The sequence below is a fragment of the Hyalangium versicolor genome, assembly GCF_020103695.1.
GTDB lineage: Bacteria > Myxococcota > Myxococcia > Myxococcales > Myxococcaceae > Hyalangium > Hyalangium versicolor.
Window position 1 is genome coordinate 74,524 of record NZ_JAHXBF010000024.1, and the last position, 22,353, is coordinate 96,876.

The window sequence follows — 22,353 nt, forward strand, 5'->3', positions numbered from 1 at the left end:
GGCTCCACGAGTCCAGGGCCTCGCAAGTCGTCCAGTCCCGGTCCCCTTCGGAGCACCATGAGCTTCTTCTCCACGCTGCGCGCATGGATGGGTTCCCTGTTCGGCGAGAAGCCTGTCACCCGCGAGGTGACACGCCTGTCCTCCGAGCCTGAGACTCCCTCCGCCAAACAGGGCCCCACCAAGACGGTCCTCGGCCGGGCGAAGGACACCGTCGTCGAGAAGGTGGTGATGACAGGGCCGCTGAAGGAGAAGCACCGGAGGCTCCTGAAGCGGGATGCCCGGCTGCTGCCCAAGCCGTCACGGAAGCGTCGTTGGGAGAAGCGCGAGAAGGTGATGTCGCAGGCCGAGGCCCGGCGGCTGTTCGCGGGCACGCTGCGCACGCGCAACCGGAACCATCGGGATCTGCTCCCGGACGAAGAGCAGCTCGTACGCTACGGGTTGCCGGTGTGGCGGACGGAGGAGGACGTGGCCCAGGCGCTCGGGCTCACGGTGCGGCGGCTGCGGCACTTCTCCATCCACCGGGAGCGCGATCCGGTGAGTCACTACATCACCTTCGCGGTGCCGAAGCGCTCGGGGGGGCAGCGGCTCATCCATGCGCCGAAGTCGGGGCTGAAGGCGGTGCAGCGCAAGCTGCTGTCGCTCCTGGTGGAGAAGCTGCCGGTGAGCCCACACGCGCACGGCTTCGTGAAGGGGCGCTCGGTGCGTACGGGGGCGGAGGGGCATGTGGGGAAGGCGGTGGTGCTGCGCCTGGACCTGAAGGACTTCTTCCCGACGGTGACCTACGCGCGAGTGCGCGGGCTGTTCATCGCGCTGGGCTACGGCTTTCCGGTGGCGGCGACGCTGGCGGTGCTGATGACGGAGTCCGAGCGCCAACCGGTGGAAGCGGAGGGCAAGGTGTACTTCGTACCGGTGGGCCCGCGCGTCTGCGTGCAGGGCGCTCCGACGAGCCCGGCGCTGTGCAACGCCGTGGTGCTGAAGCTGGATCGCCGGCTGGCGGGACTGGCCCGCAAGCATGGCTTCACCTACTCGCGCTACGCGGATGACCTGAGCTTCTCCGGCCCAAGCGAGGAGACCGCGGAGAGGCTGCGCGCACTGGCGAAGAAGATCATCGAGGAGGAAGGCTTCCAGGTGAACGCCGCGAAGACACGGCTGCAGCGCCGGGGCGGCAGGCAGACGGTGACGGGCGTCACGGTCAACCAGGTGCTCGGCCTGTCCCGCAAAGAGCGGCGGAAGCTGCGAGCGATGATCCACCAGGAGACCTCACGCCCCGCGGATGCGGAGCGCTCGGCGCGCATCGACGGCAAGCTGGCCTACCTGTCCATGCTGAACCCGCAGCAGGCCGAAGCGCTCCGGACGCGCCGCAAGGGGCGCACCTCCTGAGCCACTCCCCGGCGTGAACCGGCTCAGATCCTCGGAGCGCGCACCATGAGCACGGGCCGGTCGCAGCGCGCCATGACTTCCTGCGCCACCGAGCCCATCACGGCCCGCATCATCCCCGTGCGCCCATGGGTGGCCATGCAGATAACGTCCGCGCTGTAGCGCTCGGCGGCCTGGGTGATGACGCCCGCCACGTCGTGGCCGACGCCCACCTCGATCTCCACCTTGCGCCCGCCCTGGGTCGCCGCGCGGGGCACCCGCTGCTCCAGCTGCAACCTCAGCGCGTTCATCTGCTCCGGCGACGTCTGCGGCGGAGTGACGTGCAACAGATGCACCGTTCCTCCCGGAGGCGTCATCGAGCAGGCATAGGCGACCGCGCGGTCCCCCAGCTCGGAGAAGTCCGTCGTCACCAGCACCGTGCGCACCTGCGGCAGGTCCGCCTCCACGCCCTGCACCGCCGCCCGAGCCGGCACGCACACCACCGACATCTTCGCCAGCCGCAGCGCGTGGTGCGACACACTCCAGAGCTTGCCCAGCGCACGCCGTTGGTTGGTACCCACCACCAGCAGATCCACCTTCTCCTCGGCCGCCAGGGAGACGAGATGGTCCGCGATGCGGCCCATGCCCACCTCCACCCGAACTCGCACGGGGTTGCCGCTCTCCGCCAGAGGCTCGACGATCGCCGCCGCCTCCTTCTCGAGCGCCTGACGCAGCTCCGGAGTCACCTCTCCAAAGCCCAACGGGCGCTCCAGCCCCAACCGCACGGCCTCCTCCTGAGCCCAGAAGACGCGGCCGCCCACCACATCCACGGGCCCCAGCCTGCGCAGCCCCTTCACCCAGTTGCGCGCCGCCTCGCACGGCAGCGAGCGATCCACGCCCAGCATCACCCGAAGCGGCCGCTCCCCTCTCACCCACGGTGCCAGCGCCTGCACATCCCGGGCGATGAGCAAGGGCACCTCGAGCGACTGCGCCAGCCGATCCACCGTGCCGCCCAGCCCCAGGAACGGGGTCTCGTGGCTCGGCGCGGCCGTCACCACCAACCGGGCGGCCTGCTTCGTGGCGAACTCCTGGATCGCCGATGCGGGCTCTCCGGTCAGCAGCGTGCGCTGGACCTGGGTGCCCTGCTTCTCCAGCCGCTTCGCCTCGTCATTGAGCGCCGCCTCGGCCGCCTCCATCAGAGGCTTGCCGAAGGCCCTCGCGGAGTCCGCAGGCAACACATGGACGAGCCATAGCGGCTCACCCGCCTTGCGGGCAATGAGGGCCGCCGCATCACAGGCGGCCTGGGCGGAATCGGAGAAGTTGGTGGCGCAGACAACGGACATGGGGCCTCCACGAGAGCGAGCGTGTCCTCTTCTACTCCGTTCACACCATGTGCCGGAACACTATCGGACAGGAGGGCGCAGGACCTGTTCGGCCTTCACCTCATGGACGAGCGGCGCGCCTCGCTCGAAGGCCTGAACGCTGGACAGCGTGGTGTCGGCGATATTCCCCAGGGCCTCGCGGGTGAGGAAGGCCTGGTGCGAGGTGACGAGCACATTGGGGAAGGTGAGCAGCCGCGCCAGCACGTCGTCCTGGAGCACCTTGCCGCTAAAGTCCTGGAAGAAGACGCCCTCCTCCTCTTCATAGACGTCCAGCCCGGCCGCGCCGATGTGGCCGCTCTTGAGCGCGCCGATGAGCGCACGGCTGTCGATGAGCGCACCTCGGCCGGTGTTGATGAGCATCACCCCGGGCTTCATCTTCTCCAGCGCCGTGGCATCGATCAGATGGTGCGTTCCAGGCGTCAGCGGCACATGCAGCGTGAGGATGTCCGCCTCGCGGTAGATCGTCTCCAGCGTGACGTAGCGCGCCCCCAGCTCACGCTCCAGCGTGGCATCCGGCGCCACGTCGAAGCACAGCAACCGGCACCCGAAGCCATGGAAGATGCGCGCCGCGGCCTGACCGATGCGTCCCGTGCCCACCACCCCCACCGTCTTCCCGTGCAGGTCGAAGCCCACCAACCCATCGAGGGAAAAGTTCCAGTCGCGCACCCGCGCATAGGCCTGGTGGATGCGGCGGTTGAGCGCCAGCACGAGCGCCACGGCATGCTCGGCCACCGCGTAGGGAGAGTACTCGGGGACGCGGACCACTTTGATCCCCAGCCGTCCGGCGGTCACGAGGTCCACGTGGTTGTACCCAGCCGAGCGAAGCGCCACGAGCCGGGTGCCCCCGGCATGCAGCGCCTCCAGCGCCGCCGCGTCTACCTTGTCATTGACGAACGAGCACACCCCCGTGAAGCCCTGCGCCAATTGAGCCGTCTGCGCCGTCAGCCGCGGCTCGAAGAAGACGAGCGTGTGGCCGTAGCGGGCATTCGCCGCCTCCATGGCCTCTCGATCGAATCGGTGTGTATCGAAGACTGCCAGCCGCATGTAACCTCCTCTCGTGTCCCCAAGCAGGAAACATTCCTGGAACCCACTTCCTCGGTTACCAGGCAGGCTCCCACGGTCGGCCGGTCCCCGAGCGCGCAAATGCTGCGTGGGCTCGGTTTCTGGCGCAATGACTGCGTCATCTTCTTTGAATCCGAAGGGTTGAGCCTGTCAGGCCGATCGCACTCGGCCGGGGAGACGAGCGTCTTGGACTCGCCGCTTTATCTTCAAGAGAGGCGCGGAGGTCTCCTCATGTTTCGGTGTCCATCCTGTGGTGCATTCAATCGTGTCCCCCAGCCCGCTCCCACCGGGAGCCCGGCTTGTGGCCGCTGCCACGGCGGACTCGATGTCTCGGGCCGGCCACAAGAAGTGAATGGGGAAGGGCTCGCGCGGGCCGTGGCGGCTTCTCCACTGCCTGTGCTGGTGGATCTCTGGGCACCCTGGTGTGGACCGTGCCGCACCGCCGCACCGGTGCTGGAGGCGGTGGGCCGGGCCCAGGCTGGTCGGCTCGTCGTGCTGAAGCTGAACACGGACGAGAACCCGGAGGCGGCCTCATCGCTGGGCGTGCGGGGCATTCCTACCTTTGTCCTCTATGCGCGAGGCCGCGAGGTGGCGCGCCGCAGTGGCGCCATGCCGCACGCGGAGTTCGAGCGCTGGGTCCTGGAGGCGCAGGGAGGATCGGCCAACGCCCGCGTGTAGAGGAGAGTGGTGGAGCGGCGCAGGCGCGGGGAGGCGCCTCGTCCAGGTGAGAACCGAGGCGGGAAGGAGAAGTCATGCAGGACGGCGTCGCGCTACTCACAGACTTGTACGAGTTGGCGATGGTGGACGCCTACCTCGACGAGGATTTGCACGACGAGGCGGTATTCAGCCTCTTCGTCCGCCGCATGCCCTCGCGCCGCAACTTCCTGCTCGCGTGCGGGCTGGACGACGTGCTGCGCTACCTGGAGACGCTGCGCTTCCACCGCGAGGAGATCGACTACCTCGCCTCGCTCAACCGCTTCTCGGACCGGCTGCTGCGCTACCTCGAGCGCTTCCGCTTCTCCGGCGAGGTGTGCGCCGTACCGGAGGGCACGCCCATGTTCGGCGAGGAGCCGATCCTGGAAGTGGTAGCCCCGCTGCCCGAAGCGCAACTGGTGGAGACGTACCTGTTGAATCAGATCCACCTGCAGACGGTGGCGGCCTCCAAGGCCGTGCGAGTGGTGCAGGCCGCGGCGGGCCGGCAGGTGATGGAGTTCGGCCTGCGACGCATGCACGGCATGGATGCGGGCTTGAAGGTGGCGCGCGCGGCCTTCATCGCGGGAGTGGATTCGACGTCGAACGTGCTGGCTGGGCAGCGCTACGGCATGCCCATCTCGGGCACGATGGCGCACAGCTTCGTGCAGGCGCACGACGACGAACTGGGAGCCTTCCGGGCCTTCACGCGCTGTTTCCCGGAGACCACACTGCTGGTGGACACGTACGACACGCTGCGCGGCGTGCAGCACGTGTTGCGCCTGGCCCGCGAGCTGGGTGACGGCTTCCGGGTGCACGCGGTGCGGTTGGACTCGGGAGATCTGCTGGGGCTGTCCCAAGCGGCGCGGCAGATGCTGGACGAGGCGGGCCTGCGGAGCGTGAAGATCATCGCCAGCGGCAACCTGGACGAGGACTCCATTGCCCGGCTGATCGCCGAGGAGGCGCCCATCGACGGGTTCGGCGTGGGGACCTCGCTGGGGGTGTCCCCGGACGTGCCCTGCCTGGACATCGTCTACAAGCTGGTGGCCTACGGGGGGAAGGACCGCATCAAGCTGTCCTCTTCCAAGATCCTCTATCCCGGACGCAAGCAGGTGTTCCGGATCGAGGATGGCGGAGTGGCGCGGAGGGACGTACTCGCCCGCCACGGGGAGCAGCAACCCGGCCGACCCTTGTTGCGCCCGGTGATGCGGGACGGGAAGCGGCTGGAGGGGACGATGCCCTCCCTGCCGGAGATCCGCGAGTACGCACGCTCCGAGCTCCAGCGGTTGCCCGCGGTGCTTCGCCGCCTGGAGCCCGTCAACCCTCTCTACCGTGTGGAAGCGAGCCCCGTGCTGGCATGGACGCGTGAGCAACTGATGGAGGCCTGGGAGGCGAGCCCTTGAAAGCGAGGAGGGAGACATGACGACGCGATTTCGGGATCGAGAACAAGCAGGGCGCCTGCTCGCGAAGCTGGTGCGGGAGTACGTGGACGAAACGCCCGTGGTGCTCGCGCTGCCGCGAGGCGGAGTGGCGGTGGGGTACGAGCTCGCCCGAGCGCTGGATGCGCCCCTGGACGTGATGGTGGTGCGCAAGCTGGGAGTGCCGTGGCATCCAGAGCTGGGCATGGGCGCGCTCGCGGAAGGAGGAGCGCTGTACCTCAATCAGGAGGTGCTGGCGTCGACCGACGTCAGCCCGGAAGAGGTGCGCGAGGTCATCTTCGATGAGACGCGGGAACTCGAGCGGCGCGTGCAGCGCTACCGGGGAGGCCGGCCGCTCCAGGACGTGAAGGGGCGTACGGTCGTCCTCGTGGACGACGGGCTGGCCACGGGAGGAACGGCCCGAGCGGCGGTGCGTGCGCTGCGAAGCTTCGGGGCGCGGAGCATCATCCTCGCGGTACCGGTGGCAGCGGCGGAGACGGCGGAGGCCCTGCGCGAGCAGGTGGACACGCTTGTCTGCGTCCAGGAGCCGGAGAACCTGTGGGCCATCGGCACCTGGTACGACGACTTTCACCAGATGAGTGACGAAGAGGTGCTCGTGCTGCTGGATCAGGCGCAACGGACGGTCAACGAGAGCCCGGCGAGCCCATAGCGGCCCCGCAAGGGCTGCGCGGACCACTCGCCTGGCGCAAAACCTGCGGACGGCGAGTGGTCCTCTCCTCACCGGAGGCGGTTGGAACGAAGCGTGCTTCACGGAGGCATGCTCAACGGAGGGTTCCGACACGTGCGGGATTGGAGAGAGCAGTACGCGGACAAGGTGGCGACGGCGGAGGAGGCCATTCGGAGCATTCCTCTGGGGCGGCGCATCCTCATCGGCTCGGGGGCGGCGGAGCCCGTGTCGCTGGTGAAGGCCATGGTGGAGAAGGGCGCCCACCTGGCGGACAACGAGGTGGTGCACCTGCTGACGCTGGGGCCAGCGCCCTACGTGGAACCGGAGCACGCCGAGCGCTTCCGGCACATCGCCTTCTTCATCGGCTCCAACGTGCGCAGCGCGGTGCAGGAGGGCCGCGCGGACTTCATGCCGGTGTTCCTCTCGGAGATACCGGAGCTGATCCGCAGCCGTCGGGTTCGCATCGACGTGGCGCTGATCCAGGTGAGCCCGCCGGACGCACACGGCTATGTGAGCCTGGGAGTGTCGGTGGACATCGTGCGCAGCGCGGTGGAGTCCGCCACGCTCATCATCGCCGAGGTCAACCCGCGCATGCCGCGCACGCACGGGGACTCCTTCTTCCACGTCAGCCGGTTCGACAGGCTGGTGCCGGTGGATGCGCCGCTGCTGGAGCACCAGGCGGAGCCCCTGGACGACGTGGCCCGGCAGATCGGCCTGCACATCGCCCGGCTCATCCCGGATGGGGCCACGCTGCAGACCGGTATCGGGAAGATTCCAGACGCAGTGATGGCGCAGCTCGGGGACCACAATGACCTCGGCGTGCACACGGAGATGTTCTCGGACGGGGTGATGAAGCTGGTGGATGCGGGCGTCATCACCGGGCGGAAGAAGACGCTGCTTCCGGGGAAGGTGGTGACGTCCTTCATCATGGGCAGCCGTCAGCTCTACGAGTGGGCTCACGAAAACCCGGCGCTCGAGATGCGGGCGAGTGACTTCACGAACGATCCGGGCGTCATCGCACGCAACGATCGGATGATCGCCATCAACGGCGCACTGGCGGTGGACCTCACGGGGCAGGTGGCGTCGGACACGTTGGGCGGCCACTTCTTCTCCGGCATCGGCGGGCAGGTGGACTTCATCCGAGGATCTCGCCGCAGCCGAGGCGGCAAACCGATCATCGCCCTGCCCTCGACAGCCAAGGGCGGCAAGGTGAGCCGCATCCAGGTATCGCTGGAGCCGGGCACGGGTGTGGTGACCAGCCGAGGGGACGTGCACTACGTGGTGACGGAGTACGGGGTGGCGGACCTGTGGGGCAAGAACATCCGTGAGCGGGCGCTGGCGTTGATCAACATCGCCCACCCGGACTTCCGCTCCGAGCTGCTGGCCTCCGCGAAGGGGCGGCGGTTCGTGCTGCAGGACCAGGTGGTGCCTCGGGCGCGCTACCCATGGACGGAGGAGCGCCATGAGCGGACGCTCTCCGGAACGGAGCTGATCATCCGCCCGGCCCGTATCACCGATGAGCGAGCGCTGCAGGAGCTCATGTATGGCCTGTCCGACGAGAGCTGCTACCGGCGCTTCATGATGCACAAGAGGAAGCATCCCCACGAGGAGATGCAGGATCTGGTGAACCTGGACTACGAGCAGAACATGGCGCTGGTGGCCTGCGTGCCTGGGACGGAGGAGCCCATCGGCGTGGTGCGCTACGACGTGGTGCCCGCCACGCGCCTGGGAGACGTAGCCTTCGTGGTGCGAGACGACTGGCAGGGCAAGGGCGTGGGCACGCTGCTGATGCGGCGGATCCGAGAGGCGGCGGTGGCGCGCGGCATTCCTGGCTTCCAGGCGGACGTGCTCGCGACGAACAAGCCCATGCTGGACGTGTTCCACGAGAGCGGGCTGAGCGTGCACGCCACGCTGGAGGGGGACACGTACCACCTGGTGATGCCGTTCCCGGAGACACACCCGGTGGAGCCCGCACGCCCCGCAGGTCCGGGGTAGTCGCAGGCCTCCCTACTACCCGTGTAGACCCCCATTACAGCGGCTCGGCTCCGCAGGACTTGCGTCTCTGGGCAGTGACACGCAAGGCCTGCGTGCTCCTGGAGCTGTGCCCATCTGGCCCACGGCTGGCACGAAACGTGGACTCCAGAGGGTCATGGCGCACCTCCCTCCCAGCGCTTTCGGTTTCCTGCCTTGTGGCCAAGCGGATGACGACCCTGTTCTTCCGCTGTGCCGAGGGAGGGGAGCGCGCTGTGGGCGTGAAGGAAAGAACGGGTGTGTGCTGGCCAGCAAGGAGAACTCGATGCGACGCATCCTCGTAGCAGTCGATGGCACTGCCGCCTCGCGAGAAGCGGCAAGGACAGCGTTGGAATTCGCCGAACGGCTCTGCCACCGGGTGACGTTCGTCCATGTGCTGCCGCACCGGGTGGCCGACGAGCCGGGCGAGGCTCCGGAGTTCGCCGCCTTCGAGAGTGCCTGTGAGCAATACGCGGAGGATCTCTTGAAGGAAGCCTGCTCCGATGCCGGACCCCGCTCGTGGAGCGTCACCACCCAGGTGGAGCATGGGGATCCGGCCACGGTGATCAGCACGCTGGCGGCAGCGGAGGACGTGGACCTGGTCATTGTCGGTGCGAGGACACGAGGCACTCTTGCCCGCGCACTGCTCGGCAGTGTCTCCGGAGAATTGATGAGCCGCTGCCCCAAGCCCGTGCTGGTGGTGCCAGAGCGCTCCATCTCCACGGAGACCGTGTCCGCATTGGCGCGCGCGGCCTCGGACCGCTGACCGCGCGCGTCTGCCGGACCCGGCCTGGGGAACTCAACGTCCGAAGCCGCCCAGAGCAGTGCGGCTGAAGCTGGCCGCGCCCTGGCTCACCCGGACCGCGGACTGGCTGAAGACCTGGAAGGCCTGGCGGATCTCCTGCGCGCTCTGTCCGGGAGTGAGGATCCACTTGTCGTCGATGCCCATGTCCCGGAACACCTTGCGGAAGTCCGTGCTGCCATCGTTGATGCCCATTGCAGCAACGATGTGATTCTCAGCGCGTTGCAGGTCCTTCACCAGCGCGGCCACATCCTTGGGGCGAGCATTCTGCGAGTGGCAGTCCCCACCGTCGGTGATGATCAGCGTGACGGTGCGCGCGGACACCCCGTTGCGAGTGAACTCCTGGGACTTGGCCAGGACTGTGCCCAATAGGACCACGGTCTGGTCATAGAGGGGCGTGCCGAGGCTGGGGTCGTAGTTCTTACCATGCATCCGCACGACGTCCTCGAGCGGCCGGTACGGATTGAGGACGAAGCCGTTGAGGTAGCGGGTGTGGAAGAGGACGGTGTCGCGCTGCTTGCTTCCCAGCAGCGAGTCGAGGACCTGGTTGTGTCCGTCGCAGACGAGCTGGGCGTTGTTGCCGTGCTGGATGCTGCCGGAGTCATCCGGCATGACGGTGACGAGGACCACTTCGCTGGCCTGCACATCGTCCACGCTGACGCCGAGTCCCGCTTGGATCTGCGCGCCGAGGTCCACCACCGTGAGGGCCTGGAGCCCCGCGGGGCTGAGGACGCCCTCGGCATGGGCATTCTGGAAGAGCTGCGACACCTGGGTGCCATTGCTGGTGCTCATGGAAGTTCTCTCTCTCTTTCGTTTCAGTGAGGGCCCATCAACCGATGCGGAGGTCCGGCCAGCTCGCCAGCGGGTCGGTGGACTTCACCAGGTGCATGCCGGCGGCGGCGAAGCGCTGGAGGGCGGCCTCGGCCTGCGGGGTGAAGTCGGCGGCGAAGCCACCCTTCCCGTCCGGCACGGTGACGGCGGACATGCAGTCGGTGAGCAGGTACACCTTGCGAGCAAGCGCGGCGTCCTGGGCGACGATCTCGGTGAGCAGGTCGTCGATGGAGCTCTTCACGCAGTGGCTGGCGGCCTGCCCGGCGATGACGACGGCATCCGCGGTGAGCAGCGTCTTGATGAACTGGGTGTTGCGCTGGGCCAGGGGCTGCCCGTCGTGGCGGGTGAGCACCTCGGGGCGCAGCACCGAGTAGTTCTCCGTGAGCGGGTTGCCGCCCTTCACCTCGCACCAGGACTGGGCGCCTCGAGCGAAGGCGTGGAAGAGGCGGGCCTCCTGCACCACTCCGGCCAGCGCGTGCCCGTCGCCACCGAGCAGGCAATGCGGCGGCCAGAGGTAGAGGGTGTACTTGCCGGCGCGCTCCAGCTCCTCGCAGTAGTACTTCACCTGCTTGAGCAGCCAGGGGTAGTTGCCGCCGCACAGCCACTTGGCCACCGCGGGATTGGGGCGCACCTGGCCGCGCTCGATCTGCTCACGCGTCACCTCGCGGTACGGGGTGAGCGGCTGGTCATTCTGGTCCACCCAGAAGGACGGGAAGAAGATCTGGTAGGCGAAGTGCGTGTCGAGCGTCGTGGTGACGTTCGTGAGGGCCCCGAGGTTGCGGTACATGAACTCGGAGATGCGGCGGCTGTCGTCGATGGCGCCCTTGCCGCTGCGGCCGGCCACGTAGAGCGAGCCCTCGGGGAAGCAGAAGTCCTTCTGCACGTCGATGAGCAACAGGTGCAGGTTGAACTTGTCGGTGGCGGAGGGCGTGAGGTTGTTGGCGGCGCGCCACGTCGCGGCCTCCATCTGAAGCTTCCCGGCATTCGGGCCGTATCCGTAGGAACCCGCGTTGTCGGGCCGGTAGAACGTCGGAAGCGGAAGCTCCTTCACCTGGGTCTTCATGGCCTTCTCCTCTCCTGGGTGCGCCTCCTTGGCGCCCCCTCCGTGTTTCTTCCACACCAACATAGTGTCCGAATAACACTATGTCAAGGCGACCTGATTGTTTCGGCGCGGGATGGATGTAGGCCCCTGGCTCACGTCATTCGCAGGCCGGAGATGTCCTGGCGGCGCACGACGGTGAGGCCACTGCGAGTCATGAGGAGGCGGCAGTCGGCATCGACGAAGGGTTCGGCGTCGGGGAAGTCGCGGATCGCCTCGAGCTTCCCCTGCTTCAACTCCACGCGAGTCAGCCCCGCGTCCGTGGCCGCGAAGAGCACGTCGCCCACGGCGCACTTGCCGCGCAGGGAGCCGAGCCATGAGCTGTCTCCCGCCTCGGCATGCGCGCTGGCGCGGACCGAGCCGTCCATGCCCACCACGACACAGTGGTGCACGGTGCGCCCGTTGGTCTCCTCCGCGAGGAACAGCCAGGCGTTCGAGCCTTCGAAGAGGCATTCCACGTCCACGAGCCGTCCCGAGGGCCATGGCAGCGCCAGGCCATCCTTGATGCCGGTGCGCGTGGCATCGAACACGAAGGCTCCGCGGAGATTGCCAGCGCGATGGAAGCCAAGACCGAAGCGTGGTCCGGCGAAGAGCCGCGTCTGCCCCTGCAGCACATCGCCGATACGCTCGGGCCCGAACGCGCCATCCCGCCACAGCCCACCCGCGTGGGCCCAGTATCGGTGGCGGGTATTGGCGGCGAGAGCGGGACGGCCCTCCGGTGCATCCAGACCGAACCGCTCGGGAGCATGTCCCGGGGCGAGCACGGCCAGCTCTCCTCCGCGCGACACGAGTGTCACGTCACCCTGGATTGCCCAGTGGAGCGACGGATCCAATGGACCGTGGAGCACGGCGCGGCCGTCCTCCCGCCTGTAGGCCCCCTCATCGTGGTAGAGCCAGCGCAGCACTCCGTCCTCGGCGCAGGCGTGGACAATGACTCCCCGCGTGGAGAACAACCGGGTCGCGGACACCTGTCCCCGGACGGAGGACACGGGAGTCGAGGCCGCCGCGGCGTGAGGGCTGCACGTCGGACACGCCAGGCGAGCGTGCTCGAGTCCGCACGACGGGCATGAGGTGAAGCGCAGCCCTTCCAGCAGCTGCGCTGGGAATGCCCCGCGCGTGTCCTCGACGAAGATGCGGTGGAACTGGTGCAGCATCTCGTCCGGGAGCGTGACGAGCGGGAGTGCGGGCTTGGGGTACTGCACGTCCGAGTGGAAGACCGTGAGGCGCTGATGGACCCGCGCCGCGGGAGTGGCACGTGGCGTGGGCGCTCGAGGCCTGTGGATGCCACCGTAGGGCCCCACGCAGAGCAGGCTCTGCATCAGCGCCACGGCGAAGGCATACCAGTCGCTGTCGGGCGAGGCCGGGCGGCCAGGACTCAACGATGTGGCCATCGTGCCCGTGAGGCGCAACGGGTCCAGGAACCGCTCCGTGAAGACGGCGGAGAGGAATGCGCCGAACTGGAAGCTGTCCGCGTCGATGAGGTACGCGTCGTTCCCCGTCACGAGGACGTTGAGATCATTGAAGTCCCCCACCACCACGCCCGAGCCATGCACGGCCTCCAGCGTGTGGTGCAGGCCACGCAGCACCTCGACGACACGCGCGGAGGTGGCACCGCCGCGACGAAAGGCCGGATCGCTGAAGCGGCGCAGAGGCTCGACGCTGTCCAGCTTGCGCATGGCGTAGCCCAGCACGGTGCGTCCGCGCCGATCCGTGGCCAGCGTCTGCGGAACGACGACGCGAGCCGGCATCACCTTCGGGAAGGCGGGGAGCTTGCTCTGGTGCTCATCCAGGCGGGCGCGTGCGGCGCTCTGCTCCTCGGGCAGGCCCTGGTAGTCCGGGTGCTCGGGAGGCTTGAAGACCTTGAGGGCACGCCCATCGCCCAGGTCGAACACGTCCGCCTCGCCGCCTTTGCCGAGCGAGCGCGTTGGATCCAGCCGGACCTTCTTTCCCTCGAGATAGACCTCCATGGCGTCAGGCCCTCCCCATGCGGCGGCGCAGGACGATGAGTGTGGTGTCGTCAGCGAGCAGGCTCGGAGTGCGCACCAGACGGTGAGCGGTGAAGTCAGCGCGCACGGACTCACGGCCCAGCAGCGCGAGCCTGCGCCGGAGCGCGTCCGGGTTCTGGAAGTAGCGCTCGTCCGTCCAGTACTGCGAGAGCGGTCCCACGGGCTCATCCCGCTCGGGCACGCGGGCCTCGGCGAGCTTCGCGAGGTCCGCCGCGCCGTCCGTGCCGAGCATCAGCGCCATCACGTCACTCGTGGGAATGAGCGCCTGGCGCTCCAGCGGCACGGCCCCCGGAGACAGCAATCCGTAAGCGAGGTACGGCGGTGCATTGTTGGGAAAAGGCCCGAGCGGATGGACCTCTCCGTTGAGAGCCCAGAGGCCGTCACCTGCGGAGAAGACGAGCGTCTGCGCGGGAGTCATCACTGCTCCGACGACCGTGAAGAGCAGGTGCTCGCCCACCAGCGAGCTGCCGAGCTGCTCTGTGAGACTGGTTAGGAACTTCAGCACCCGGGCGCGCGCGCTTTCGAGGAAGTCAGGAGCCTCCAAGGATGCGCCCTCATTGACGAGGGCCAACACGGCCTGCGCCACGGCGCGTGCGCCGAGCTGCGCGCCCACCTCACTGTGGGCTCCACTGCCGCACCCATCCGCCACCACCGCGGCGAGCACTTCGCCCTGCGAGAGCAGGCTGAGCGCATCCTGGTTGTTGCGGCCGGCACGGGCGTGCTCCCGGCCAATGACAGAGGCAGCAGCGACATCGAAGGAGGGAAGCATGGACACACCTCTCCCGAGCCCGGCGCCGGGCCACGGTGAAACGAGTGAGAACAGCGCACGCTAGAGCTCGAAGTTGAAGCCAGCCTTCTCCAGCTGCTTGTACTTCTTGTGATCGAACCGATAGAGGCGCGCGGCGCGGTGCGAGACGTCCTGCTCCACCTCGTCGAGTTCCTCGAGCAACTCCATCGAGAGGATCTTCTTGCGGAAGTTCCGCTTGTCGAGCTGCCGCTCCAGGATGATCTCGTAGAGGCGCTGGAGCTGGGTGAGGGTGAACTTGGGAGGCAACAGCTCGAAGCCGATGGGCTGATAGCGGACCTTGCCCTTGAGGCGCTGGAGCGCCGTGCCGAGGATGTCCGCGTGGTCGAACGCCAGCTTGGGCAAGTCCCACACGGAGAACCAGGCCGCCTCGCGCGCGTCCGTGGAGGCATGGACCCGGTGATCACTCAGCTTCACCAAGGCGAAGTACGCCACGGTGACCACCCGCCCTCGTGGGTCCCGGCCGGGCTCTCCGAAGGAGTACAGCTGCTCCATGTGGCTGGGGCGGATTCCGGCCTCCTCCTCCAGCTCTCGCCGGGCGGCGTTGTCCAGCGACTCGTCCATTCGAACGAAGCCGCCAGGCAACGCCCACTTCCCCAGGAAGGGCTCCAGCCCACGCTTGATGAGGAGCACCTTCAGGTCCTCCTCATCCATTCCGAACACCACGCAGTCCACCGTCAAGGCGGGCCGTGGGTACTCGTAGGTGTAGCTCACGCGCGCTCTCCTCCGTGTCCCTTCTACCCAAACATAGTGTCGACGCGACACTAAGTCAAGCAAGCCCGCAGGGTACGACGGGGGCAGCCTGTGGGGAAGGACTGTCGGAAGCGGCGGTCAGGCGGGCGCTGGGAGGCTCAGGCCCTCACGAGGTTCGACAGGACGTGCCAGTCGACGAGCTGGACGCTCTCCTCGGCCAGCTCGAACTCCACGGAGCGGCGCATGCCGATGACGTCTCCGGCGATCTGGAAGGGCACATCGCGGTCGAAGTCCATGCGCAGGCGCTCGACGAAGAAGTCGTGCATCTTGGGCAGGGGATGCTCGCCGCGCCAGAGCTTGAACATGTTGCGCGTGGCCTCGAGCACTCCGGCTCCGTAGACACGCACGGAGAGCCGATGGGGCATGGCCTGGGCGAAGGGGAAAGCCTTGAAGCCAAAGCCCCACTCGGGCGTGGTAGCGGCTCCAGCCACGCTGGCAGGGCCTTGGTAGAGCAGGGCGCCCGTGTCACCGTGGGGCAGAGGGCGAATGGCGCGGTTGGCATCCATGGTGAGAGCGGGAGCGCCCAGGTTGTAGACGGAGACGTGAGCGCTGCCCTGGCCGAAGAGGTGGCGGGGGATGGTGCGGGTGAACATGGCGCCGAGATAGCCCCGCAGCCCCGCCTGAGCGCCGAGCATCGGGCCGGTCGTAGCGAGCTGGCTCTTGAAGTCCTGGACCATCTCGGCATCCCAGCCGGTGCCCGCGAAGGGGGCTAGCTGGCCCTCGACGCGGACGAGGCCGAAGGGGCGCAGGGGGGGCAGGCGCTCGCCATAAGCCGCGAGCTGTCGAAGGGCCACGGCGGGCTTGGGAGCGCCGGTCACGCGAGCCCACGCATTGCCAGTACCGAGGGGGAGGACGCCGAGCGCCGGGAGCGCCAGGCCTTGGGCCCGGAGCTCGTTGACCAGGCCGGTGATGGTGCCATCGCCTCCGCCGGCAAGGAGCAGTGCGGGCGGGTTGGGCCGGAGCTGCTGATCAATCCAGGTCCGAGCCTCATCCACCGAACGGGTGAGCGCCACACGCGCGCGAGGAAGGAAGCGCTGCACGAGGCCTCCCACGCCTTCTGAGCCCCGGCGCGACTTGAGGTTGACGAGGACGGCGATGTTCATAGGTAACACGGACTCTCCCGAGGTCATGTCATGGCACTGTCACGACAGGCGGGATGGGGGGCGTCATTCCCCCGGATGTCAAAAGCACGTCACAGTGAGCCAAGCGCATCGGCGACGCGGAGGCCGAAGCGCCCTCATGCCGCAGCGCGTCTGAGGGAGGCCACGGTGGCGAAGAGGCCACCCGCGAGCAGGAGCCGCTTGAACCACAGCCGGGCAGGGGAGCGTCGGCTCTCGTCTCGACCAGCTCCTTGGGCCACGGGAAGGAAGCGGTGGTCCGAGGTGCGGGGCTGGCGTGGGCGCTCGAAGCTCCGCGTGTTCGAGAGGAGAGCGAAGGCTCGGAAGGAGGGGCCAATGAAGAGTTCGCGGCGAGGATGCTCGAGGACGCGGACGATGGCGTGAGCGACGCGCTCGGGGGCGTAGATGGGTTCGAGGGAGCGGATGCGCCAGCCGGTGTAGTTGGCGCTGTGTTCCCGGAGGGGCGCGTCGGTAGCGGAGGGGAGAATGGTGCAGACGTGGATGCCGGCGCCTTCGAATTCCTGGCGGATGGAGGCGGAGAAGCCTCTCACGGCGACCTTCGAGGCGGCATAGGCGCTGACATAGGGCACTGTGGTGGAGCCAAAGATAGAAGACACGTTGATGAGCACACCGCGGCCTTGGCGGCGAAATTGGGCGAGCGCTGAGCGAGAGCCATGGACGGTGCCAAAGAAGTTGGTCTCCATGACCTGGCGGAAGGCGTCGTCGGGCGTCTCCTCAAGGCGGCCAACGAGATAGACGCCCGCGCTGTTCACCCAGCCATCGATGCGTCCGAAGGTCTGGACGGCCTCGGCGGCGAGAGCGCGAACCTCGGCGGCATCGGTGACATCCGTGGGGACATAGAGGCAGTGAGCGCCGAGGGTCTCGCACGCCCGGGCGAGTTCATCGAGAGGTTCTTCACGACGGGCGGCGAGGACGAGGTGAGCGCCCTGTCTAGCGAGAGCGAGCGCGGTGGCGCGTCCGATGGCACTGGCCGCTCCGGCGATGACAACGACTTTGTCCTTCCACACACGCCACATGCAGGTGCCTCCCAGGCATGGGACTCCTCCCCGCCGAAGATGGGCGATGACGCGTCGTGGCGCACCTCGTCAAAAGCCGGTGCCCCGGGGGGCGAGCGTGGGACCGAGCGTCCGCAGCACTACGGGTACCGTCTCAGATCGTGGACTGGGGAGTCCGTCGCCAGAGACTCGACAGGAGCCGGGCCACCTACCCTGAAAGGTAGGAAACGAGCCGGAGAATACCGACTCATCAAGTTGGTTTTTGGCGTGTAAGCGCTGGAAAGAACGAGGTTTCCGCGTTCTGGGAGGCGACAAGTTGTGGCAGGCCAGGAACGGCTGCTATCTCGGGTGGGTCTGTCCGGTGGTCGACGGAACACTCCCTGCAATCAGGATCGCTCGATGATCCCCACCAAGCCCCTGTTCCTTACCGCGTCAGTCTTCCTCACCGCCTGCATCAGCCTGCCGGACGTCGAAGCCGCTCGTTCCGAGGTACGGGTTGTGACTCCCAGCGAGACGGCCTACACGAAGGGCACCATCCAACTCCAACTGGAGGTGAAGGGCAGCCAGCCCACTCAGGTGGAGTTGCTGATCAACGACGAGGTCCTGACCACCCTCGAATCGCCGTACACGTTCAGTTGGGACACGACGACCGTGGCTGAAGGCCGCTATCGCATCTCGGGTCGTGCACAAGTCGCAGGCCAGTCCTTCACCAGCGAGAGCCGAGAGATCGTGGTGGACCGTACACCACCCACCGTGCTGTCCCTCTCTCCCGAAGATGAGGACAGCAATGTTCCGGTCCACCAACCCATACAAGTCAGATTCTCCGAACAGTTGAATGTCAGCAGTCTCACGAGCGACTCCATAAAGGTGCGCGTCGGCGACAACAATTATGTTGCCCTGACACTCTCATTCTCTGCGCAAGACAACACCCTGACGATCACTCCCACTGTCGCACCGACCCATGGAGACTCCTTCCTGATCAGCATTGAATCCTCGATCACGGATCTTGCCGGGAACGCAGCCATCCACTTGCCCCACACATGGTCCTTTGACATGCCCCACTGGCTCGACTTCGGCGAGATACTCGCCCGAGGAGGTGCCGCTGTTGGCTATGGCTCACCTGATCTCCAGCTGGATCCGCAGGGGAACCCCATTGTCCTTTGGAGGGAGAAACTCAATTCCGACATGAGTTCAAACCTCTACGTGCAGCGCTATGTCGCTGGTCAAGGCTGGAAAGCCTTGGGTGGACCCGTGAACTCGATTCCCATACCTGCGAATTACAGCTCAAAGCCGGTATTTCAAACCCTCAGACTCGACTCCTCAGGCAATCCGTTCGTAGCCTGGATACAGCCTGATGGCCCCACACCTGGCGTTATCGTCAAAGAATGGAAGAACGACAAATGGGTAACCCTCGGGGAACCACTTACCATCACCTTTTCCGGCGCCCCCGCCACACCACCGCAGTCTCTAGCGTTCAAGCTGAGCTCTGACAACACCCCTTACGTAGCGTGGCTCCAAAGCGACACGTTCCAGACTCACTCGTACATCTACGTCAGCTATCTGATTTCCTCCTCTCAAACCTGGCTTTATCCAAGCACCAACTACTTCGCCATCGATTACTCAACCAACGCCCTACCTCTGAGCATGGATTTTCTGGGCGGCAATCGCGAGGAGCCCATGATCACCTGGGAAGCCTCCGATGGTGTCACAGTCGCTTATCGAGGTTCTGGGTCATGGAGGTACCTGCCCACCATCCAAGCGCATCTTGAGAACTCTACTCCCACCGCATCTCCCACCCTGCGGTTCGTTTATGGTCTCGGTGGTGCCGTCGTAGCATTCACCGAATTCGATGGGACCAGTCACAACATTCATGTCCAGCATTGGACGGGAACTGAATGGCAACCTCTCGGTGAAGCGTTGAGCGCATTTCCAGGCGACACCCCCACAATGAACGTCAAACTGTCAAATGACAGTTCCGGCAACCTCTTCATCATGTGGGAAGAGAAGGAGCCAACCAGCGGAGCCTTCAGAAAGCAGTTCAGGCGCTGGCTGCAAGAGACAAGCACCTGGGAAGCCGTTGGGGCTCCTCCTCGAAACGATGTGGATGCTCTAGCGCCGGCATTCACTGTCGATGCCTCGGGCAATCCCTTCCTGGCTTGGTTCTACGGCTATCCAACACAGATCTACGTCTACCGCCTCAATCAATGAATTTTCAATTCCGTGGACTGGAAAATCTCAAGCCATCGATGCCACCCTGGACCGCCGAGCCACAAACACCATGCACAAGCTATTGATCTGGACAGTCTTCATTCTCTCCTTTGTCGCTCAAGCGGCGCCGCGGCGGTTGGTGGTGGCCAGTGGCGAGTGCAAGGACGCGGAACTCAGCAGTCAGGCCCGCGCATTCCATGAGACCCTCAAGGCTCGCCAGGAGCAGGATGTCATGACTCCTGCCGCCTTCAGTGAGCGCCTCTTCCCTGCTCCCTCTGGCAGCTTCGAGGACCTCCAGCGCCAGCTCGATGCCGCTCAGGACCAGTTCTACGAAGCCCGCTACGCCAAGGCCGAACAGGCCATCAACGACGCACTCAAGGAGATCTCCCGCCTCCCCGTCGGCGATTCCCACTGGCAGCTCTTCTCCAATGCCCAGATGCTCCATGGTCTCAACTACCGCTCCATGGGCAAGGTCAAGGAGAGCGACAACGCCTTCCGCAACGTCCTGCGCCTCAAGCCCCAGCACAAGCTCGATCCCGCCCTCTATGCCCCCTCCATCCGACAGGCGTTCGAGAAGGTTCGCACCGAACTCGCCAAGGCCAAGAAGGTGAAGCTCACCGTCAAATCCACACTCCCCGTCTCCGATGTCTATCTCGATGGTCTCAAGGTCGGGCAGACGCCCCTCTCCCTCGATGTCGTCGCCGGCACCTACGACATCACCGTCGTGAAGGGCTCCGCCGTCAGCTTCCCTCGTCAGATCCAGGCACAGGGCACGGACACCCCCGTGCTCGTTGACCTCGCCTATGAGGGCTCCGTCGCCTTCACCCCGTTCCCCTGCCTCGCCTCCAGTGACAAGGCCGATGAGCGCACCCTCAGCCATGCCGTCCGCCTCGGTGGCACGCTCGGCGTCGAAGAGGTCATCGTCGTGCGGCTCGAGCCCGCCAGCAGCGGCCCCAAGTGGCTTGCCGCCACCGTGCTCAATGTCGAAGGCGGCCAGAAGGTCCGTGAGGGCGGCTTCAAGACCCAACCCGGTCTCGATGCCCCTCGTGATGCCCTCGCGGCCCTCGTCGACTTCGTCACCACTGGCAACGCCACTCCCAACATCGTCGTCCCCAATACCAATGGCAATGCTCCCTGGATTCAGCAGCCCTCCAGCGATGCGCCGTTGGCGTCCAACTCCAGCCCCGATGTCTCGGCTCCAGACCGGCTCCCCGAGGGCGTGCTCTCCTCTCCCGCGCGTCCGGATCCCTCCCCGTCCACCCCGACCATGCGCGTCGCCTCCTATGTGGCGCTCGGCGCAGGCGCCGCAGCCCTCGGTGGCGCGGGTGTCGTCCGGCTCATGGCCCAGAAGGATCTCGATTCCCTCGAGGAGCGGCTCAATGCCAGCGGCCGCATCAATGCCGGCGACACCGAGGCGATCGCACTCCGCGACTCACTCGCCTCCAAGGGCAACCTCATCACCGGACTCCTCATCGGCTCCGGTGCCGCGATTGCCACCGGTGGCGTGCTCTACTTCTTGTCACCTTCCAACGCGCCGCCTCCCGTGAACGTGGGCGTCTCGGCGAGCCCCGGGGGTGCTTCCGCATCCCTCTCCGGCTCGTTCTGAGTTCGACCTCGGCTTCGCGTCCTCTCTCCCTGCTCGCGGAGAGAGGACGCCCCGCGGCTCGCGCCTCGCGTAGAGTGCGCCGCCATGCGCATCCTGCTTGCCCTGCTGCTGGCCTCCAGCGCCTCCGCAGCCACGCCTCGCACCTTCCGCGTCGACTACTTCCACACCGGGAACGCCTCCGAGGAGCGCTTCAGCCTCGACAGGCTCGTCCTCGAGCCCCTCCCCTGGCCCGGCAACCCGTCCCGCCCCATCGACGAGTCCAACCTCGGCAAGTACCTCTTCGAAGTCCGAGACCGCTCCTCCAACCGCCTCCTCTACTCGCGCGGCTTCGCCTCCATCTACGGCGAGTGGGAGACCACTCCCGAAGCCAAGGAGGCCTACCGCACCTTCCACGAGTCCCTCCGCTTCCCCGCCCCCGACAAGGCCGTCCAGGTCCTCCTCAAGAAGCGCGACGCACAGAACTCCTTCCGCGAGATCTGGTCCCTCGTCGTCGACCCGAAGGACATGTTCGTCGATCCCTCCAAGCCGCCCTCTCCCGGACCGCTGCTCCCGCTCCTCAAGAGCGGTCCCCCCGAGGAGAAGGTCGACCTGCTCATCCTCGGCGACGGCTACACCGCACAGGAGCGCTCCAAGTTCGAGAAGGATGCCCGCCGCCTCATGGACATCCTCTTCACCTTCTCGCCCTTCAAGGAGCGCAAGGCCGACTTCAACGTCTGGGGGCTCATGCCTCCCGCAGCCGAGTCCGGCATCTCCCGGCCCTCCACCGGCCAGCACCGCCGCTCGCCCATCGGCGCCACCTACGATGCCTTCGGCAGCGAGCGCTACGTCCTCACCTTCGACAACCGCGCCTTCCGAGACACCGCCGCCTTCGCGCCCTACGACTTCATCGAAATCCTCGTCAACGGCAACACCTATGGCGGCGGCGGCATCTTCAACCTCTACAGCACCGTGGCCGCTGACAGCCTCTGGTCCCCGTACATCTTCGTCCACGAGTTCGGTCACCACTTCGCCGGCCTCGCCGACGAGTACTACACCTCCGACTCCGCCTATCTCCCCGCCGAGGATCGCCCCGAGCCCTGGGAGCGCAACGTCACCGCGCTCAAGGACCCTGCGGAGCTCAAGTGGAAGGCGCTCGTCCCGGCCGGCACGCCCCTGCCCACCCCCTGGGACAAGGAGGCCTACGAGACACACGCCCGCCAGGTTCAACAGCAGCGCCGGCAGATTCGCGCCGACCGCCGCCCCGAGTCCGAGATGGATGCGCTCTTCACCTCCCAGCGCGAGTGGGAAGAGAAGTTCCTCGGCTCGCAGAAGCTCGCCAGCAAGGTCGGCGCATTCGAGGGCGCCATGTACGAAGCCCGAGGCTACTTCCGACCTCAGGTTGACTGCGTCATGTTCACGCGCGATCGCGTCCCCTTTTGCTCGGTGTGTCAGCACACCCTTTCCGAAGTCATCGACCTGTACGCAGGAAAACCCGTCAGGTCTGGCGCGCCCACGCCCTGAAAT

At 66.6% G+C, this 22,353-nt stretch carries 18 protein-coding genes; 9 read left to right on the forward strand and 9 right to left on the reverse strand.

Annotation, left to right across the window (positions count from 1 at the left end; all coding sequences use genetic code 11):
* The first annotated feature begins 57 nt into the window (after positions 1-57).
* The gene (locus KY501_RS39660; RefSeq protein WP_224369099.1) at positions 58-1,380 is read left to right on the forward strand and encodes a reverse transcriptase family protein; all 1,323 of its coding nucleotides are present in this window, start codon (positions 58-60) and stop codon (positions 1,378-1,380) included.
* Positions 1,381-1,403: 23 nt separating this feature from the next.
* Here the strand turns inward: KY501_RS39660 and KY501_RS39665 are convergent, their stop codons facing one another.
* Positions 1,404-2,699 (reverse strand): universal stress protein, encoded by a 1,296-nt coding sequence (locus KY501_RS39665; RefSeq protein WP_224369100.1) that lies wholly within the window; start codon positions 2,697-2,699, stop codon positions 1,404-1,406.
* Between the two features lie 60 nt (positions 2,700-2,759).
* Complete coding sequence (locus KY501_RS39670; RefSeq protein ID WP_224369101.1) at positions 2,760-3,782, reverse strand: 2-hydroxyacid dehydrogenase; 1,023 nt, start codon at positions 3,780-3,782, stop codon at positions 2,760-2,762.
* 249 nt (positions 3,783-4,031) lie between these two features.
* Between KY501_RS39670 and KY501_RS39675 the strand changes: the two genes are divergently transcribed.
* The 5 genes from KY501_RS39675 (at position 4,032) to KY501_RS39695 (ending at position 9,372) form a co-directional block, all read left to right on the forward strand.
* Positions 4,032-4,478: a thioredoxin family protein gene (locus KY501_RS39675; RefSeq protein WP_224369102.1), complete on the forward strand. Its 447-nt coding sequence runs from the start codon at positions 4,032-4,034 to the stop codon at positions 4,476-4,478.
* Positions 4,479-4,552: 74 nt separating this feature from the next.
* On the forward strand, positions 4,553-5,893 hold the full coding sequence (locus tag KY501_RS39680; RefSeq protein WP_224369103.1) for a nicotinate phosphoribosyltransferase: 1,341 nt from the start codon (positions 4,553-4,555) through the stop codon (positions 5,891-5,893).
* Between the two features lie 16 nt (positions 5,894-5,909).
* Complete coding sequence (locus tag KY501_RS39685; RefSeq protein ID WP_224369104.1) at positions 5,910-6,578, forward strand: phosphoribosyltransferase; 669 nt, start codon at positions 5,910-5,912, stop codon at positions 6,576-6,578.
* A 132-nt stretch (positions 6,579-6,710) separates the two neighbouring features.
* Entirely contained in the window at positions 6,711-8,591 is a 1,881-nt protein-coding gene (locus tag KY501_RS39690; RefSeq protein WP_224369105.1) for a bifunctional acetyl-CoA hydrolase/transferase family protein/GNAT family N-acetyltransferase, read from the forward strand.
* A 301-nt stretch (positions 8,592-8,892) separates the two neighbouring features.
* Entirely contained in the window at positions 8,893-9,372 is a 480-nt protein-coding gene (locus KY501_RS39695) for a universal stress protein (RefSeq protein ID WP_224369106.1), read from the forward strand.
* 33 nt (positions 9,373-9,405) lie between these two features.
* Here the strand turns inward: KY501_RS39695 and KY501_RS39700 are convergent, their stop codons facing one another.
* The 7 genes from KY501_RS39700 to KY501_RS39730 all read right to left on the reverse strand — a co-directional run bounded on the left by KY501_RS39700 (position 9,406) and on the right by KY501_RS39730 (position 17,057).
* Positions 9,406-10,200 (reverse strand): hypothetical protein, encoded by a 795-nt coding sequence (locus tag KY501_RS39700; RefSeq protein ID WP_224369107.1) that lies wholly within the window; start codon positions 10,198-10,200, stop codon positions 9,406-9,408.
* A 37-nt stretch (positions 10,201-10,237) separates the two neighbouring features.
* Complete coding sequence (locus KY501_RS39705) at positions 10,238-11,302, reverse strand: cysteine hydrolase family protein (protein WP_224369108.1); 1,065 nt, start codon at positions 11,300-11,302, stop codon at positions 10,238-10,240.
* Between the two features lie 131 nt (positions 11,303-11,433).
* A complete protein-coding gene (locus tag KY501_RS39710; RefSeq protein WP_224369109.1) occupies positions 11,434-13,305 on the reverse strand; it encodes a hypothetical protein in 1,872 nt (623 codons plus the stop codon).
* 4 nt (positions 13,306-13,309) lie between these two features.
* The gene (locus KY501_RS39715) at positions 13,310-14,119 is read right to left on the reverse strand and encodes a protein phosphatase 2C domain-containing protein (RefSeq protein WP_224369110.1); all 810 of its coding nucleotides are present in this window, start codon (positions 14,117-14,119) and stop codon (positions 13,310-13,312) included.
* A gap of 54 nt (positions 14,120-14,173) precedes the next feature.
* Entirely contained in the window at positions 14,174-14,863 is a 690-nt protein-coding gene (locus tag KY501_RS39720) for an NUDIX hydrolase (protein WP_224369111.1), read from the reverse strand.
* 137 nt (positions 14,864-15,000) lie between these two features.
* Positions 15,001-16,005: a diacylglycerol/lipid kinase family protein gene (locus tag KY501_RS39725; protein ID WP_224369112.1), complete on the reverse strand. Its 1,005-nt coding sequence runs from the start codon at positions 16,003-16,005 to the stop codon at positions 15,001-15,003.
* Between the two features lie 134 nt (positions 16,006-16,139).
* Complete coding sequence (locus KY501_RS39730) at positions 16,140-17,057, reverse strand: SDR family NAD(P)-dependent oxidoreductase (protein ID WP_224369113.1); 918 nt, start codon at positions 17,055-17,057, stop codon at positions 16,140-16,142.
* A gap of 378 nt (positions 17,058-17,435) precedes the next feature.
* Here KY501_RS39730 and KY501_RS39735 point away from each other — a divergent pair, with 378 nt between their 5' ends.
* From KY501_RS39735 to KY501_RS39745, 3 genes are all read left to right on the forward strand, one after another.
* The gene (locus KY501_RS39735) at positions 17,436-19,244 is read left to right on the forward strand and encodes an Ig-like domain-containing protein (RefSeq protein ID WP_224369114.1); all 1,809 of its coding nucleotides are present in this window, start codon (positions 17,436-17,438) and stop codon (positions 19,242-19,244) included.
* A gap of 70 nt (positions 19,245-19,314) precedes the next feature.
* Positions 19,315-20,850 carry a PEGA domain-containing protein gene (locus tag KY501_RS39740; RefSeq protein WP_224369115.1) on the forward strand — a complete coding sequence of 512 codons (1,536 nt, stop codon included), beginning with the start codon at positions 19,315-19,317 and terminating at the stop codon, positions 20,848-20,850.
* An 84-nt stretch (positions 20,851-20,934) separates the two neighbouring features.
* A complete protein-coding gene (locus tag KY501_RS39745; protein ID WP_224369116.1) occupies positions 20,935-22,350 on the forward strand; it encodes an IgA Peptidase M64 in 1,416 nt (471 codons plus the stop codon).
* The last annotated feature ends 3 nt before the right edge of the window (positions 22,351-22,353 follow it).